This window comes from Cutibacterium avidum 44067 (genome assembly GCF_000367205.1).
GTDB classification, from domain to species: domain Bacteria; phylum Actinomycetota; class Actinomycetes; order Propionibacteriales; family Propionibacteriaceae; genus Cutibacterium; species Cutibacterium avidum.
The window spans coordinates 1,485,544-1,500,786 of record NC_021064.1 but is presented as its reverse complement, the minus strand read 5'-3'; the positions used below and the strand labels follow the sequence as shown (position 1 = coordinate 1,500,786).

Sequence of the window (15,243 nt, the reverse complement as noted above, 5' to 3'; positions counted from 1 at the left end):
GACGCTCGTGAAACGTCGTTCACGACCATCGCCTCAAGAAAGGGCTTCCACATGAAATCTGTTGAGGATCTCGGAGACCTGCGCGGCAAGCGCGTCGTCATCCGTTGCGACTTCAACGTCCCGCTCGACGGGGACAAGATCACCGATGACGGTCGCATCAAGGCCGCCCTGCCCACCCTGACCCAGCTGCACGAGGCCGGCGCGCGCACCACTGTGCTCGCCCACCTCGGTCGTCCCAAGGGTGCCGTCGACCCCAAGTACTCTCTGGCCCCGGTTGCCAAGCGTCTGGGCGAGCTCATGAACCTTGACGTCAAGCTCGCTGAGGACGTCGTCGGCCCGTCCGCCACCAAGACCTCCGAGTCCCTCGCCGACGGCGAGATCGCTCTGGTCGAGAACGTCCGCTTCGAGAAGGGCGAGACCAGCAAGGACGAGGCTGAGCGCACCGAGCTCGCCAAGAAGTACGCCTCCTTCGGTGAGTTCTACGTCTCCAACGGCTTCGGTGTCGTGCATCGCAAGCAGGCTTCCGTCTACGACGTCGCCAAGCTGCTGCCGAGCGCTGCCGGCTCCCTGGTCGCCAAGGAGGTCGAGGTCCTCGAGGGCCTGACCGCCGACCCGAAGCGTCCGTTCGTCGTCGTCCTCGGTGGTGCCAAGGTCGCCGACAAGCTTGCCGTGATCGACAACCTGCTCAAGGTTGCCGACACCCTTGTCGTCGGTGGCGGCATGTTGTTCACCTTCCTCAAGGCCCAGGGCCTGGAGGTTGGCAAGTCGCTGGTCGACGATGACTCCGTCGAGGCCTGCAAGAAGTACCTCGAGGCCGCCAAGGCCGCTGGCAAGCAGATCCTGCTGCCGACCGACGTCCGCGTCGCCTCTGACGTCGACTTCGACGCCCACACCGTCGGCCAGGTCGACGTCGTGCCCGTTGACGCCATTCCGGCCGACAAGATGGGCCTTGACATCGGCCCGGAGACCGAGAAGGCCTACGCCGAGGCCATCAGGGGCGCCAAGTCGGTGTTCTGGAACGGCCCGATGGGCGTCTTCGAGATCAAGGGTCTCGAGCTCGGCACCAAGGCCGTTGCTCAGGCTCTCACCGAGGTCGACGGCCTCTCGGTGGTTGGCGGTGGAGACTCCGCCTCCGCCGTTCGCGCCCTCGGCTTCGCCGACGACCAGTTCGGTCACATTTCCACCGGTGGTGGCGCCTCCCTCGAGCTCATGGAGGGCAAGGAGCTGCCCGGAATCGCAGTCCTCAAGGAGAACAACTGATGTCTCGTACCCCGATCATGGCCGGCAACTGGAAGATGAATCTCGACCACGTTGCCGCCACCTCCCTCGTCCAGGATCTCGGTGAGGCCCTCAAGGCTGCCGGATACGACTCCTCCAAGTCCGAGGCCGTCGTCATCCCGCCGTTCACCGACATCCGCTCCGTGGCCACCATTATCGATGGTGACAAGCTGCCGATCGCCTATGGCGCCCAGGACATCTCCGCTCACGACGACGGCGCCTACACCGGTGAGGTGTCCGGCACCATGCTGTCGAAGCTGGGCTGCTCCTACGTCGTCGTTGGTCACTCCGAGCGTCGCGAGTACCACAACGAGTCCGACGAGCTGGTCAACGTCAAGGCCAAGAAGGCCATCGAGAATGGCATGACCCCGATCATCTGCTGTGGTGAGGACCTCGAGGTCCGCAAGGCCGGCAAGCACGTCGAGCACACCGTCGGCCAGATCAAGGCTGACCTCGACGGCATTTCCGCCGAGCAGGTCGCCAAGCTCGTCATCGCCTACGAGCCCATCTGGGCCATCGGCACCGGCGAGACCGCCACCGCTGACGACGCCCAGGAGGTCTGCCAGGCCATCCGCGAGGCCGTCAAGGAGCTCTACGGCGCCCCGACCGCCGAGGCCGTGCGCATCCAGTACGGCGGCTCGGTCAAGCCGGCCAACGTCGCCGAGATCATGGCTAAGCCTGATGTTGACGGCGCCCTGGTGGGCGGCGCTTCGCTCAAGGCTGGTGACTTCTCCAAGATCGTGACCTTCTACGAGGCTTGATCCGCAACAAGTTCAACGACGACCCCCGCACCACTCGGTGCGGGGGTCGTTTCGTCCCTGCGTTGATGTGTATGCACACTTCGCGCATAGTTCCGGGGCTCGATGTGGGGATCTGGCGGCTCGTGAGTTACCCTGTACGACGTGATTTCGGCTCCCCTCATGACCTGGCCCGTGCTGACGATGTCGATCATCCTGTGCGTGCTGAGCGTCATCCTCACCCTCTTCGTCCTCCTCCACAAGAGCAAGGGCGGCGGCCTCTCCGACCTCTTCGGTGGAGGTGTGTCGACCTCCATGGGTGGAACCTCCGTGGCTGAGCGGAATCTTGACCGTCTGACGGTCGTCATTGGCCTGCTGTGGCTGGCCTCCATCATCGTCCTGCTGGTGCTCTACAGCCATTCCTGAGCCGGAATCGGGCGGCAGTCTGCCGCGCCGGAGCACATGGGAGGGCTGATCCCTCCCGCCCCCAATGATGCTGCCCTCAGGCAGTATTGTGACCCCCCTTCGAGGAGAGTGAACGAATGTCAGGTGGAAGCGCCATCCGTGGAAGTCGCGTCGGTGCCGGCCCCATGGGAGAGGCAGAGCGCGGCGAGGCTGCCCCCCGTGAGTACGTCTCGTACTTCTGCGCCAACCACCACGTGATCCGCCCGGCCTTCTCGGCCGAGGCAGAGGTCCCCGACACTTGGGATTGCCCGAAGTGCGGTCTGCCGGCTAACCGTGACCAGGCGAATCCTCCTGCTCCGCCGAAGATCGTGCCTTACAAGACCCATCTGGCCTATGTGAAGGAGCGTCGTAGCGAGGCTGAGGCCGCTGCCATCCTCGCCGAGGCGCTGGAGAACCTGCGTCAGCGTCGCCATGATGGCGAGGTCATCTATTGAGCAGCCATGACCAGCTCGTGGCAGAGCTGACCGCTCGTTGGCCCGAGCATCGCATCGGTCCCGGCCTTGACCGGGAACGTGCCCTTCTCGACCTGCTGGGCAATCCACAGCAGGCCTGCCCCGTCATCCAGATTGCCGGCACCAACGGCAAGGGATCGACGGCCATCATGATTGACTCGCTGCTGCGGTCCGCCGGCCTGCGGGTGGGACGTTACTGCTCCCCACATCTGGTCGACGTCACCGAGCGCATCTGCATCGACGGTCGTCCCGTCAGCCACGAGCTGTTCGACGAGACCTGGCGTCAGATCGAGCCGATGGTGGCCATGGTTGACGGTCAGCACATCGACGGCATCCAGATGACCTTCTTCGAGGTCGTAACGGCCATGGCCTTCGCGGCTTTCGCGGATGCCCCGGTGGACGTCGCTGTGGTCGAGGTCGGTCTGGGAGGACGCTGGGATGCCACCAACGTTGCGGACGCAACTATCGCGGTCGTCACCCCTGTCGCTATGGACCACATGCACATCCTTGGCAACACCATCGACAAAATTGCCGCCGAGAAGGCGGGAATCATCAAACCAGGTTGCACTCCGGTCATTGCTGGCCAGGAGTCGGAAGCCGCGCCGATCCTGCTTGCCCAGTGCACCGACGCCGGCGTCAAGCCGCTGCTGGAGGGCCCGGACTGGGGCCTGTTGGACCGCCGCAGTGGCCTCGGCGGCCAGGTGCTGCGTGTCCAGACTGCTTCCGGGCCGCTGGGGGAGCTGTTCCTGCCGATCTTCGGTGAACACATGGCTCACAACGCTGCCCAGGCTGTTGCGGCGACCGAGGCTCTCACCGGGCCGCTCAAGCCCGCCATCATCGAGCAGGGTTTGGCTGCTGTGGAGGCTCCGGCTCGTCTCGAGGTCGTCCGACGGTCTCCGCTCGTCATCCTCGACACCTTCCACAATCCTCACGGAGCGACGTCGGCGATGGCTGGGATGCGCGAATCCTTCGAGACCGAGCCCCTCATCGCTGTCGTGGCGGCAATGGCCGACAAGGACATCGACGGGGTGCTGTCGGTGCTGTCGGACTCGGTGAGCCACGTCGTCGTCACCTCGATGCCGGACCTGCCGCGTGCCTTGAGTGTTGACGACTTGGCGGAGAAGGCCTCGGCTCATTGGGATGACGGCCACCTCACCCGGGTCGCGGACGTCCCCGAGGCCCTCGAGGAAGCCCTCCGCATCGCAGATGCGTCCGGGCCAGGGGCCGGTGTCCTCATCGCCGGATCGGTCGTGTTGGCTGGTCGTGCCAGGGCGATCCTGCGTCCTGACGGCACCATGCTCGACGCTCCGCAGACCGCCATCGTCGAGACCCCGGACCTGTCCCAGGAACAGATCGAGGCGATGGAGGGTCAGCGCCTCGACCCACTGCCTGACGATGACATGGTTACCGACATGAATGACGACGACGGAGGTTGGTGACGATGGCCGCGCAGCCCGGGATCGCAAGAGGCAGCTTCCTCACCCTGCCCGCAGGCAACCCGATGACGAAGGTCGTGGTGAGTTTCCTGGCCTTTGAGGTCATCGTCTTCGGTCTGACGATCCCGGGCATGATCCTGGTCTCCGGCATCAGTGTGGCCATGTCAGTTGTCCTGGGATGTGTCGGCATGGTCATCTCGATCCTCTGCGCTGTTGGCGTCCCCCGCACGTGGGGATACCTGCTCTCGTGGGCCCTGCAGATCTTCGGAATCCTGCTGGGGCTGGCCACCCCGATGATGTACGCCGTCGGGATCGTCTTCACCGCGATTTGGGTGTCCATCATCGTGCTGGGTAGGCGTATTGATGGAAACCTCGAGGTCCGCTGAGGTCGCGATCCGCGCTGCGATAGGTTGGGGCCATGACTGACACGGAACGTACCCTGGTCCTGCTGAAGCCGGACGCCGTTGAGCGTCATCTCATTGGCGAGATCATCAGCAGGTACGAGGCCAAGGGTCTCATCGTGCGCGCAATGGAGCTGCGCACCATTGATGTTGATACTGCATCCAATCATTACGCCGAGCACGTCGGACGCGACTACTACCCGCCGCTGGAGGAGTTCATCACCTCCGGGCCGCTGGTCGCCCTGGTGCTCGAGGGACGCAAGGCCATCCAGGTCGTTCGCGCCATGAATGGCAAGACCGACTGTGCAGAGGCTGCTCCAGGAACAATTCGTGGCGATTACGGCACGCTCAAGAACCGCAACCTCGTCCACGCCTCTGACTGTCCGGAATCCGCCGAGCGCGAGATCGGCATCTGGTTCCCGGATCTGGTGTGATCTGATTCCGTGATCCGGCCCGAACCGCCTACCATGACCGTTCGTGAGTACCCAGGATCTCCTCGGTAGGATTGAACCGCTGTTGGCCCGAGTCAACAAGCCCATCCAGTACGTGGGTGGGGAGCACAACAGCATCGTCAAGGATTGGCAGGACACTGATGTCCGCTGGGTCCTGATGTACCCCGACGCGTACGAGGTTGGCCAGCCCAATCAGGGCGTGGCCATCCTCTACGAGGTGCTCAATGAACGTGACTGGATCCTGGCTGAGCGCACCTACTCGGTGTGGCCGGACATGGAGAAGCAGATGAGGGCTGCTGGGATTCCTCAGTTCACCCTTGACGGTCACCGGCCGGTGCGCGACTTCGACGTCATGTCAGTCTCACTGTCGACGGAGTTGGGCTACACCAACATGCTCAATGCCATCAGTCTGGCCGGTATCCCCGTTCATCAGGTTGATCGCACTGACGACGACCCCATCGTCCTCATCGGCGGTCACGCCGCCTTCAATCCCGAACCCGTCGCCGACTTCATCGACGCCGCCGTCCTGGGGGACGGTGAGGAGGCCTCCCTGGAGATCTCCGAGATCATCCGGGACTGGAAGGAGGAGGGCCGGCCGGGCGGACGCGAAGGTTTGTTGGTGAGGCTTGCCGAAACTGGCGGGGTCTATGTGCCCTCCTTCTACGACGTCGAATACCTCGACGACGGAACGATCGGTCGAGTTGCCCCTAATCGTCCGGAGGCACCGTTCACCGTCTCCAAGCACACCGTCATGGACCTTGACGAGTGGCCGTATCCGAAGAAGCCCATCGTCCCGGTTGCCGAGACCGTCCACGAGCGTTACTCGGTGGAGATCTTTCGCGGCTGCACCCGCGGCTGCCGGTTCTGCCAGGCGGGCATGATCACTCGTCCGGTGCGCGAGCGATCCATCGACACCATCGCCCAGATGGTCGATGACGGCCTGCAGGCCACCGGTCTGGAAGAGGTCGGTCTGTTGAGCCTGTCGAGCGCCGACCACTCGGAGATTTCTGACATCACCAAGGGGCTTGCGGATCGCTACGAGGGGACGAATGTGTCCCTGTCCCTGCCGAGCACTCGCGTCGACGCCTTCAACATCGATCTGGCCAACGAGCTGAGCCGCAATGGTCGTCGTTCCGGTCTCACCTTCGCTCCCGAGGGAGGCTCGGAGCGGATGCGCCAGGTCATCAACAAGCAGGTGACCGAGGACGACCTCATCCGCACCGTTGCCACCGCATTCGGCAATGGTTGGCGTCAGGTCAAGCTGTATTTCATGTGTGGTCTGCCCACCGAGACCGATGAGGATGTGCTGGGAATCCACGACATGGCCTCCCACGTCATCGAGGCCGGTCGTGCTGCGGCCGGACGCAAGGACATTCGGTGCACGATCTCCATCGGCGGATTCGTGCCCAAGCCTCACACCCCTTTCCAGTGGGCCGCCCAGGCTTCTGCCGATGAGGTCGACCACCGTCTGTCCGTGCTGCGAGATTCCATTCGCGCTGACCGCCAGTTCGGTCGGTCCATCGGCATGCGCTACCACGACGGGCGCCCCGGCATCATCGAGGGGCTGCTTTCGCGCGGTGACCGACGGGTCGGCAAGGTCATCGAGGCCGTCTGGCGTGACGGGGGAGTTTTCGACGGTTGGAACGAGTACTTCTCCTACGACCGGTGGGTGGCCTGCTGTGAGCAGGAGCTCGAGCCGCTCGGTGTCTCCCTGGACTGGTTCACCACTCGTGAGCGTGATTACGAGGAAGTGCTGCCCTGGGACCATCTTGACTCTGGACTTGACCGCGACTGGTTGTGGGACGACTGGCAGGACGCCCTGGACGGCGAGGCCGTCGACGACTGCCGCTGGAACCCCTGCTACGACTGTGGGGTGTGCCCGCAGACGGGCACCGAGATCCAGGTGGGTCCGTCAGGTCATTCACTCATCCCGCTGATCCCGGTCGAACCTGACCTCGCCCCGGCGAAGGAGGCCTGACGATGTCGAAGCGCGCCCAGAAGCAGCCCGAGCAGCAGGCCCCGCCGAAGCAGAGGCTGAGGATGCGGTACGCCAAGCGCGGTACCGCCAGGTTCACCTCTCACCGTGACTTCGCCCGCGCCTTCGAGCGAGCTCTCAACCGGGCCCACATTCCGATGGCGTACTCGTCGGGATTCAGCCCGCACCCGCGTATCTCTTACGCCAACGCCTCGGCCACCGGGGCGGCCTCGGAGGCCGAGTACCTCGAGGTGGCGTTGGCCGAGATCTGCGACCCGGACAAGGTCCTGACGGTCCTTGGCGCCGAAATGCCACCCGGCATGGAGGTGCTGGAGGCTGTCGAGACTGATCGCACCCCCTTCACCGAACTGTTGACAGCGTCGGCCTGGCTCATCGCGCCCGTTGGTGAGGTGGCAGGGCTGGCCGAGGCCGTGGAGGCCGTCATGGCAGCCGAGACCGTCGAGGTGAAGCGGATGACGAAGTCCGGTATGCGCACCTTCGACGTCCGCGCAGCTCTCATCGGTCTGGACGTCTGGGACGGGAAGCTGCGGCTCATGCTGCGTCACGTCACTCCGCTGGTTCGTCCGGACGACGTACTGCGTGCTTTGGCCGAGAAATGCCCGGCGCTGGACGTTGATGCCGCGCGGGCGACGCGACTGGCTCAGGGTGCCTGTGTCGAGGATGCCAGCGGGGTCTCGACGGTACTGACCGACCCGTTTTCCGGGGTTGCCGTGACGGTGTGGTGACGTCGTCGTCACTGTGCGGTATCTGGCATCGACCCCTGTGACGTGACATACTGGGACTCAGGTGAACGGGGTGCCACCCCACTCGACGGTTCTTACCGCGACGCCGAGAGGCGACCGCGGGGGACTCGAGGGCTCACCGAAAGCTTTTGCCCCATGCCGGGGATGACGCCGTCAGTACAGCGCGAGGCGTTTGCACACGTCTGCGGAAGGATTTTCGCAGGGCCGTATCCGGGTGGGCACTGACCGTGCCGAAAGGCCAAGGAGAGCACAATGCTCGACGAGACTGACAACACCACATTGAATTCTGACGAGAATTCCACCGCTGAGATTCCCGCTTCTCGACGCCGTCGGGTCGCATCGCGTCCTGCCGGGGCTCCTGCCCAGGGCGAGACCGAGAGCGCCTCGGTGACGATCACCGCCGCCGGTACCGGCGGCTCCGTCATCACCTCCGATGCCGAGGCATCTGACCTTCCTCGCCCTCCGATGGGACGCCGTCGCAAGGCCGCCAAGGCTGAGACCCTCAAGGTCGAGGAACCCAAGGCTGCCGAGCCGAAGACCGAGGACACGATGTCCGAGGAGATGACGGCCGGGGCTGAGAAGCCCCGTCGCACCCGTACCCGTCGCAATGGCGACTCCGCTGCCAAGTCCACCCGGACGAGGACCAGGAGCACCCGTGCAGCCGCCGAGAACGAGTCCCCGTCCGAGGCCGACAGCACCGAGTCTGCCGCTGGGACGAACGATGATTCCGAGACCCGCACCACCCGTCGTGGCGCATCCGAGACCGCTCCGTCCGTCGAGACCGAGCGTGGCACCTCCCAGCGTCGTCGCGCCACTCGCCGTCGGTCCTCCCGGGCTTCTGACAAGTCCGAGGAAAATGCCGAGGGCAAGGCGACCATCACGGACGCCAAGGATGACAAGAGTGCCAAGGACAAGGGATCTGACGACGATCCCATCAATGCCGCGCTGACCAAGGCCAAGGCTCAGGCCCGCAATCACAAGGTTGAGGGAACCTTGGCCGATCCCTTCGGGCTCAAGGACGGCGAGGAGCGCTCGGCCAGTGACATCCTCGACTCCTTGGCTGTCGAGATCGGCGGGGGAGAGGCTGCCGTGCCGAAGAAGCGTCGTCGTCGCGCCACTCGTCCGTCCGAGGCTGGCAATCACGCTGAGGGGACCGCCGAGAAGACCGAGGGGGCAGCCGAGGTCGAGCCTGAGAAGGGCAAGGGCGGAAAGAGCTCCGGCGAGAAGAACGAGAAGTCGGACGAGAAGACTGCTGATTCCGTCGAGGAGGAGACGACCTCCGAGTCCGAGGACTCCACCTCCGAGGAGGAAGGCCAGAACCGTCGTCGCCGTCGTCGGGGCGGACGTCGTCGTCGGCGCAGTGAGGACACCGAGGACAACTCTTCGGAGGACGAGTCGGACGACGATGACGACTCGGGGAACAGCTCTGAGAATGGCTCGGAGTCCCGGAACTCGGATGCCACCCGTCGTCGTCGCCGTCGTCGTCGCCGCCGTGGTGAGGACATCAGCGGTTCTGACGACGATCCCAGCGAGGTCGTCATCAAGGTTCGTGAGCCGCGCTCGCGTCAGTCGGTGGCTGACGAGATCACCGGCATCGAGGGCTCGACTCGTATGGAGGCCAAGAAGCAGCGTCGCCGTGAGGGGCGTACCGCCGGTCGCCGACGCAGCGCGGTCATCACCGACGCCGAATTTCTGGCTCGCCGCGAATCGGTGGACCGCAAGATGGTCGTCCGTCAGTCCGACGAGTACTCGCAGTTGGCGGTGCTGGAGGACGGCGTCCTCGTCGAGCACTACGTCGACCGTGCCTCGGCCGCGTCCTCGATCGGCAGCATCTACCTGGGCAAGGTCCAGAACGTCCTGCCCTCGATGGAGGCCGCGTTCATCGACATCGGCCGTGGTCGCAACGCCGTGCTCTACGCCGGCGAGGTCGACTGGGCCAAGTACGGCAAGGAGGGCGAGGACAAGCGCATCGAGCATGCCCTGAAGTCGGGAGACCAGGTCCTGGTGCAGGTCACCAAGGACCCGGTGGGCGCCAAGGGTGCTCGTCTGACCAGCCACATATCGGTGCCTGGACGCTTCGTCGTCTACTCGCCCGGCGGTCATCTCTCGGGAATCTCCCGCAAGCTGGCCGACTCCGAGCGCAAGCGCCTCAAGAAGATCGTCGAGAACAACATCCCGTCGGATGCCTCCGTCATCGTGCGCACTGCCGCAGAGGGAGCCACCGAGGAGGATCTCGTCCGCGACATCAACCGTCTCAAGGCTCAGTGGGAGGTCATCGAGCGCAAGGCCAGCACCAGCAAGGCGCCGCTCATGCTGTACTCGGAGCCGGACCTGACGGTGCGCATCATCCGCGACCTGTTCACCGCAGACTTCTCCGAGCTCGTCATTGCCGGCAACGGTGGCTCGGACGACGCCTACGACACCATCAAGGCCTATGTCGATCACGTCGCCCCGGAGATGGCCTCGCGCCTGACCCACTGGGAGGACGCCGACAAGGACCCCTTCACCGAGCACCGCATCGACGAGCAGGTCGCCAAGGCCCTGGAGCGCAAGGTCTACCTGCCCTCGGGTGGGTCGCTGGTCATCGACCGCACCGAGGCCATGACGGTCATCGACGTCAACACCGGCAAGTTCACCGGATCTGCCGGCAACCTCGAGGCCACCGTCACCGCCAACAACCTGGAGGCGGCCGAGGAGATCGTCCGTCAGCTGCGGCTGCGCGACATCGGCGGAATCATCGTCGTCGACTTCATCGACATGGTGTTGCCGACCAACCGTGAGCTCTTGGTCCGTCGTCTCACCGAGTGCCTGGGACGGGATCGCACCCGCCACCAGGTTGCTGAGGTGACGTCGTTGGGTCTGGTCCAGATGACCCGCAAGAAGATCGGCACCGGCCTGGCCGAGGCCTTCACCGAAGAGTGCGAGGCCTGTGGTGGCCGTGGCTACCACCGTTTCGACAAGCCGGTGGATTCCCAGGCCCCGGCCGATGGTGGCGAGCGTTCCAAGGGCCGTGGACGCGGTCGCAAAGGCTCCTCTGGCAAGTCCCATTCCAAGTGAGGATGGGCCCGGATAAGGGCGGTGGACGGCTGTTTTGACCGCCCACTACAGGAAATGTAAAATGGGTAGCCGGTCCGGCGCGAGTCGTCGGTCAGGTTTGTCCGGGGCCGTTGGTTCCGGCCCCCGGAAATGTACGACAAGAACGAGAGTAGGTCAGGCGTGTACGCGATCGTGCGTAGTGGCGGCCGCCAGCACAAGGTGGCAGTGGGTGACGTCGTCGAGATCGACAAGGTCGCCGACGAGGCGGGCAGCAGCATCGAGCTGACCCCGCTCCTCGTGGTTGATGGCGAGTCCGTCACCTCCGACAAGGACGCGCTCGGAAAGGTCAAGGTCACCGCTGAGGTTCTCGGCGAGACCAAGGGCCCGAAGATCCGCATCCTCAAGTACAAGAACAAGACCGGCTACAAGAAGCGCCAGGGGCACCGTCAGAAGTACACCCAGGTCAAGGTCACCGGAATCGAAGGCTGAGGTAGACAGACATGGCACACAAGAAGGGCGCGTCCTCTTCGCGCAACGGTCGTGACTCCAACGCTCAGCGTCTCGGCGTGAAGCGTTTCGGCGGTCAGCTCGTCAACGCTGGCGAGATCATCGTGCGTCAGCGCGGCACTCACTTCCACCCCGGTGACGGGGTTGGCCGCGGTGGCGACGACACCCTCTTCGCCCTGCGTGACGGCAATGTCGAGTTTGGCACTCGTCGTGGCCGCAAGATCGTCAACGTGAACCCCGTGGAGGTCCCGGTCGAGGCCTGAGTCCCCACGCACAGATGTTGATCGGCCCCCGCCCTTGAGGTGGGGGCCGATCTGCGTCTGGGGGATCGATCTGAGCGGAATCGGGAACTCGGTACCTGAGCATTTGTGTGCCTGTGACTTGGCGGAACCTGAGAATTATGCCGGGGATTGCGACTGTCGTCGGATCCTCCCAGCGACCGTGGTCGTCACTGTGTCGCGATCGCTGGAAGTGACGATATGGCGACCTACTCTCAAGACTTGGTCGTTATCGACCCTGTGACGATGGGAGATCAGAGAACCGTGGGTAATCGGATATTCAGCGAGGACGAGAGGTGGCTGTACCGGATCGAGCCGGGGTCGGACGCGCCGACCTTGGTGTCGACGGGGCCGATGCCCAGGATTACCGCGCCGCTGGCACCGATTCGTTCCTCTCGGCCCGCCGCGGCTGAGTCTCACAACCCTCGGGCTGCCCAAGCGGCTCCCGCGCCGAAGGTCGAGCCCCGTCACCGGTGGCCTCGGCCCTATGAGGTGGCTGCTGGTGCCTGCGCCTCGGCCGTTGCGACCGGAGTCGTGGGAGGCCTGGGAATCGGCGGGACGATGATCGGCGCCGCCGTCACCAGCCTCGTCATCGCTCTGGGCGGTGCCTTCTTCACCAGATGGTTCTCCCGGACCCACGACAATGTCTCGGGAGCTCGTCAACGTCGAGGGATGTGGACCCGCATGGTCACAGTGGCCCTCGTCGTGAGTGTGCTCACCGTTGTCGTCGGGGTGCTGTGGTTGGCACCATCGGCCGGTCAGGAAGCCGGATCCTGGGTACACCGAGCCACCGGCTCGCTCGAGCAGTGGCGGGAGTCAGCTCAACGTGCCTGGCCCTATCTCAAAGCTGCCTGGCACGCCTTCCGGTGAGCCTTCTCATGCCGTCGTTCACCGAGGGCGTGACCCTTTGTGTACTGAGTGCATGTTCTGCACTTGATGCAAACACTGCACTCAGTGCATAATTATGGGTGTGACTTCACCAACAGCAATCCGCACTCAGGGCGTCATTCGCCGTGCCGCAATGGAATTGGCGGTCGAGAAGCCGGTGGACGAGGTCACAGTCGACGACATCGCTGAGCGTGCTGGGGTGTCGCGACGGACCGTGTTCAACCACTTCCCGTCCAAGTACGACGTCTATCTGCCCCCGGTGGTCGCCCACTCGGAGGAGGCCCTCGAGACCTTCGCGACGGACATCTCGACGTCACTGGCCGATGCCATTCGCACCCTGCTCGATGCCCGGTGGCGAAACTTCGACGTCAACCTCGACGATCTGCGAGAACTCATGAGGATCAGCGGGGAGAGCACCGAGCTTCGGATGGCCCTCAAGGAGACCGTTGACTGTCAACGTGCTGCCCTCATGACGGCAGCTGCTCGCCGAATCGGCCGCTCCGAGGACTCTCTGGAGGTCCTTGCCCTCGTGGGCACCATCCAGGCGATGGAGCGCTCAGTCTTCCAAGCGGCCATGGTCCGTCCTGGGGCCAGTTCTGCCGAGGTGGTCGGCACCTTTGACCGGGTCGTCGACGTCTGGGTCAGGCTGTCCGCGGAATTGGCCGGCGATCGGGTGCCGGTCTCGACGCAGTGAGCGACGAGCTGACTCGTCACAACCTGCGCGACAACGCGCCCCACACTTCCCATCCGACATCATCAGAAAGCTGTGACATGTCTGCAACTGCTGCCGCTCCTGAGGCTGCCAAGTTCAAACCGGACCGCCGGTTCTGGGTCGTCTATCTCTGCCTCATGATGGTGATGTTCCTGTCCTCCCTGGACCAGACGATCGTCGCCACCGCTTTGCCGACCATCGTCGGTGACCTGTCCGGCGTCGAGCACATGGCGTGGGTCATCACCGCGTACACCCTGGCCATCACCGTCGGTATGCCGCTGTATGGCCGTCTCTCCGACCTCATCGGTCGTAAGACCCTCTACCTCATCGCCATTGGTCTGTTCCTGCTGGGCTCTGCCCTGTGCGGCACCGCTGGCACCATGACCACCTTCATCTTCTTCCGTTTCATCCAGGGGCTGGGTGGCGGTGGCCTCATGATCTTGTCCCAGGCCATCACCGGCGACCTCATCCCACCGCGGGTTCGTGCCGCCTACATGGCGCCGATGGGCGCGATGTTCGGTGTGTCCTCGGTGCTCGGCCCGCTGCTGGGCGGCTGGCTCACCGACTCGATCTCCTGGCGCTGGGTGTTTTGGATCAACCTGCCGCTGGGTGTCGTGGCCTGGGTGGCCTGCCTCATTGCCCTCAAGCTGCCCAAGCATGAGCTGACGACGAAGATTGACTGGCTCGGGCTGACCCTCATGGATGTCGGCGCCGTGGCCATCGTGCTGCTGGCCACCTGGGGCGGTTCCCAGTACCACTGGTTGTCCTGGCAGATCATCGGCCTGGGCGTCGTCGCGGTCGTGGCGTGGGCCGTGCTGCCCGTCGTCGAGCGTCGGGTCGCCGATCCGGTGCTGCCGCTGGAGCTGTTTCACAACCGCACCTTCGTCGTCTCGACGATCATCGGAATGCTCGCCATGGGCGCCATGTTCGGTGTGCTGGCCTATCTGCCGACCTACATGCAGATGACCTACGGTTACTCGGCCACGGTGTCTGGTCTACTGCTCATCCCCATGACCATCGGTATTCTGCTGTCCGCGACGATCACCGGTCTGCTGACCTCCAAGATCGGGCGGTACCGCATCTTCATCATCATTGGTCCGATCGTCGCTGCCGGTGGCATGGCGCTGATGTCGACCCTGAACCAGGACTCCCCGGTCTGGCGGATCATGGGCGACACCTTCGTCCTCGGTCTGGGCATGGGCATGTTCTTCCAGCTGCTCGTCATGGCGGTCCAGAACGACGTCCGCCCAACCCTGCTGGGAACGGCCACCAGTCACAACAATTTCTTCCGTCAGATCGGTGTGTGCCTGGGCTCTTCTCTCATCGGCGTGGCCTTCACCACCCGCCTGACCAATCGTGTCACGGACCTGTTCACCTCCCTGGCCACCAGCAAGGATCCGGCCGTTCTCAAGGCGCTGGGCTCGATGAGCTCTCACAGCCACGCCGCAGCCTCGCTGACCCCGGGTGCCGTCAATCAGATGCCTGACGCGATTCGGGACGGTATCGTCCAGGCCTACGTCAACTCCCTGACCCCGCTGTTCCTGTGGATGGCCCCGATGGTTGCTGTAGCAGGTCTGCTGGCCTTCCTCCTCAAGGACGTGCCGCTGTCCCACCACACTGGTATCCAGATGCGCGCTGCGTCCGAGTCCAAGGAGAGAACTTCTCAGGAGACTTCGGCAGCCTCCGGTGACGCCGTGGAGATTCCGTCCCAGGACGCCTGCGCCGAGGCTTCGGACGGCCCGAAGAGGGACGAGCTCTCCGGTACGCCACGGCATGCCGCGGATTCGGTGAAGGTTGAAGCAGCTCCGCCACGTCGAGCTGCTGGACCGGAACGACCAGCACAGGCCTGACAGTTCGGGACG

The 15,243-nt window shown here is 64.3% G+C and carries 15 protein-coding genes; all 15 read left to right on the top strand.

Annotated elements, in window-relative coordinates:
• The first annotated feature begins 51 nt into the window (after positions 1-51).
• The 15 genes from PALO_RS06845 (at position 52) to PALO_RS06775 (ending at position 15,231) form a co-directional block, all read left to right on the top strand.
• Positions 52-1,260 carry a phosphoglycerate kinase gene (locus PALO_RS06845; RefSeq protein ID WP_015582958.1) on the top strand — a complete coding sequence of 403 codons (1,209 nt, stop codon included), beginning with the start codon at positions 52-54 and terminating at the stop codon, positions 1,258-1,260.
• Positions 1,260-2,039: a triose-phosphate isomerase gene (gene tpiA, locus PALO_RS06840; protein ID WP_004811753.1), complete on the top strand. Its 780-nt coding sequence runs from the start codon at positions 1,260-1,262 to the stop codon at positions 2,037-2,039. Before PALO_RS06845 ends, tpiA begins: the two co-directional genes overlap by 1 nt.
• 159 nt (positions 2,040-2,198) lie before the next feature.
• A complete protein-coding gene (secG, locus tag PALO_RS06835) occupies positions 2,199-2,441 on the top strand; it encodes a preprotein translocase subunit SecG (protein ID WP_016667361.1) in 243 nt (80 codons plus the stop codon).
• A gap of 116 nt (positions 2,442-2,557) precedes the next feature.
• A complete protein-coding gene (locus PALO_RS06830) occupies positions 2,558-2,914 on the top strand; it encodes an RNA polymerase-binding protein RbpA (RefSeq protein WP_015582956.1) in 357 nt (118 codons plus the stop codon).
• Positions 2,911-4,371, top strand: a complete 1,461-nt coding sequence (locus tag PALO_RS06825; RefSeq protein ID WP_015582955.1) for a bifunctional folylpolyglutamate synthase/dihydrofolate synthase — start codon at positions 2,911-2,913, stop codon at positions 4,369-4,371. Before PALO_RS06830 ends, PALO_RS06825 begins: the two co-directional genes overlap by 4 nt.
• Complete coding sequence (locus tag PALO_RS06820) at positions 4,368-4,754, top strand: DUF4233 domain-containing protein (protein WP_015582954.1); 387 nt, start codon at positions 4,368-4,370, stop codon at positions 4,752-4,754. Before PALO_RS06825 ends, PALO_RS06820 begins: the two co-directional genes overlap by 4 nt.
• Before the next feature lie 32 nt (positions 4,755-4,786).
• The gene (gene ndk, locus PALO_RS06815) at positions 4,787-5,203 is read left to right on the top strand and encodes a nucleoside-diphosphate kinase (protein ID WP_004811748.1); all 417 of its coding nucleotides are present in this window, start codon (positions 4,787-4,789) and stop codon (positions 5,201-5,203) included.
• 43 nt (positions 5,204-5,246) lie between these two features.
• Positions 5,247-7,199 carry a TIGR03960 family B12-binding radical SAM protein gene (locus PALO_RS06810; RefSeq protein WP_015582953.1) on the top strand — a complete coding sequence of 651 codons (1,953 nt, stop codon included), beginning with the start codon at positions 5,247-5,249 and terminating at the stop codon, positions 7,197-7,199.
• Between the two features lie 2 nt (positions 7,200-7,201).
• On the top strand, positions 7,202-7,942 hold the full coding sequence (locus PALO_RS06805) for a TIGR03936 family radical SAM-associated protein (RefSeq protein ID WP_015582952.1): 741 nt from the start codon (positions 7,202-7,204) through the stop codon (positions 7,940-7,942).
• Positions 7,943-8,212: 270 nt separating this feature from the next.
• Positions 8,213-11,017, top strand: a complete 2,805-nt coding sequence (locus PALO_RS06800) for an Rne/Rng family ribonuclease (protein WP_015582951.1) — start codon at positions 8,213-8,215, stop codon at positions 11,015-11,017.
• Positions 11,018-11,176: 159 nt separating this feature from the next.
• Entirely contained in the window at positions 11,177-11,485 is a 309-nt protein-coding gene (rplU, locus tag PALO_RS06795) for a 50S ribosomal protein L21 (RefSeq protein ID WP_002515641.1), read from the top strand.
• Positions 11,486-11,496: 11 nt separating this feature from the next.
• Complete coding sequence (rpmA, locus tag PALO_RS06790) at positions 11,497-11,766, top strand: 50S ribosomal protein L27 (RefSeq protein WP_004811744.1); 270 nt, start codon at positions 11,497-11,499, stop codon at positions 11,764-11,766.
• Positions 11,767-11,964: 198 nt separating this feature from the next.
• Positions 11,965-12,651, top strand: coding sequence for a hypothetical protein (locus tag PALO_RS12500; protein WP_036902358.1), 687 nt, complete (start codon positions 11,965-11,967; stop codon positions 12,649-12,651).
• 100 nt (positions 12,652-12,751) lie between these two features.
• Positions 12,752-13,363, top strand: a complete 612-nt coding sequence (locus PALO_RS06780; protein ID WP_036910411.1) for a TetR/AcrR family transcriptional regulator — start codon at positions 12,752-12,754, stop codon at positions 13,361-13,363.
• A gap of 77 nt (positions 13,364-13,440) precedes the next feature.
• On the top strand, positions 13,441-15,231 hold the full coding sequence (locus PALO_RS06775; RefSeq protein ID WP_015582948.1) for an MDR family MFS transporter: 1,791 nt from the start codon (positions 13,441-13,443) through the stop codon (positions 15,229-15,231).
• Positions 15,232-15,243: the final 12 nt, after the last annotated feature.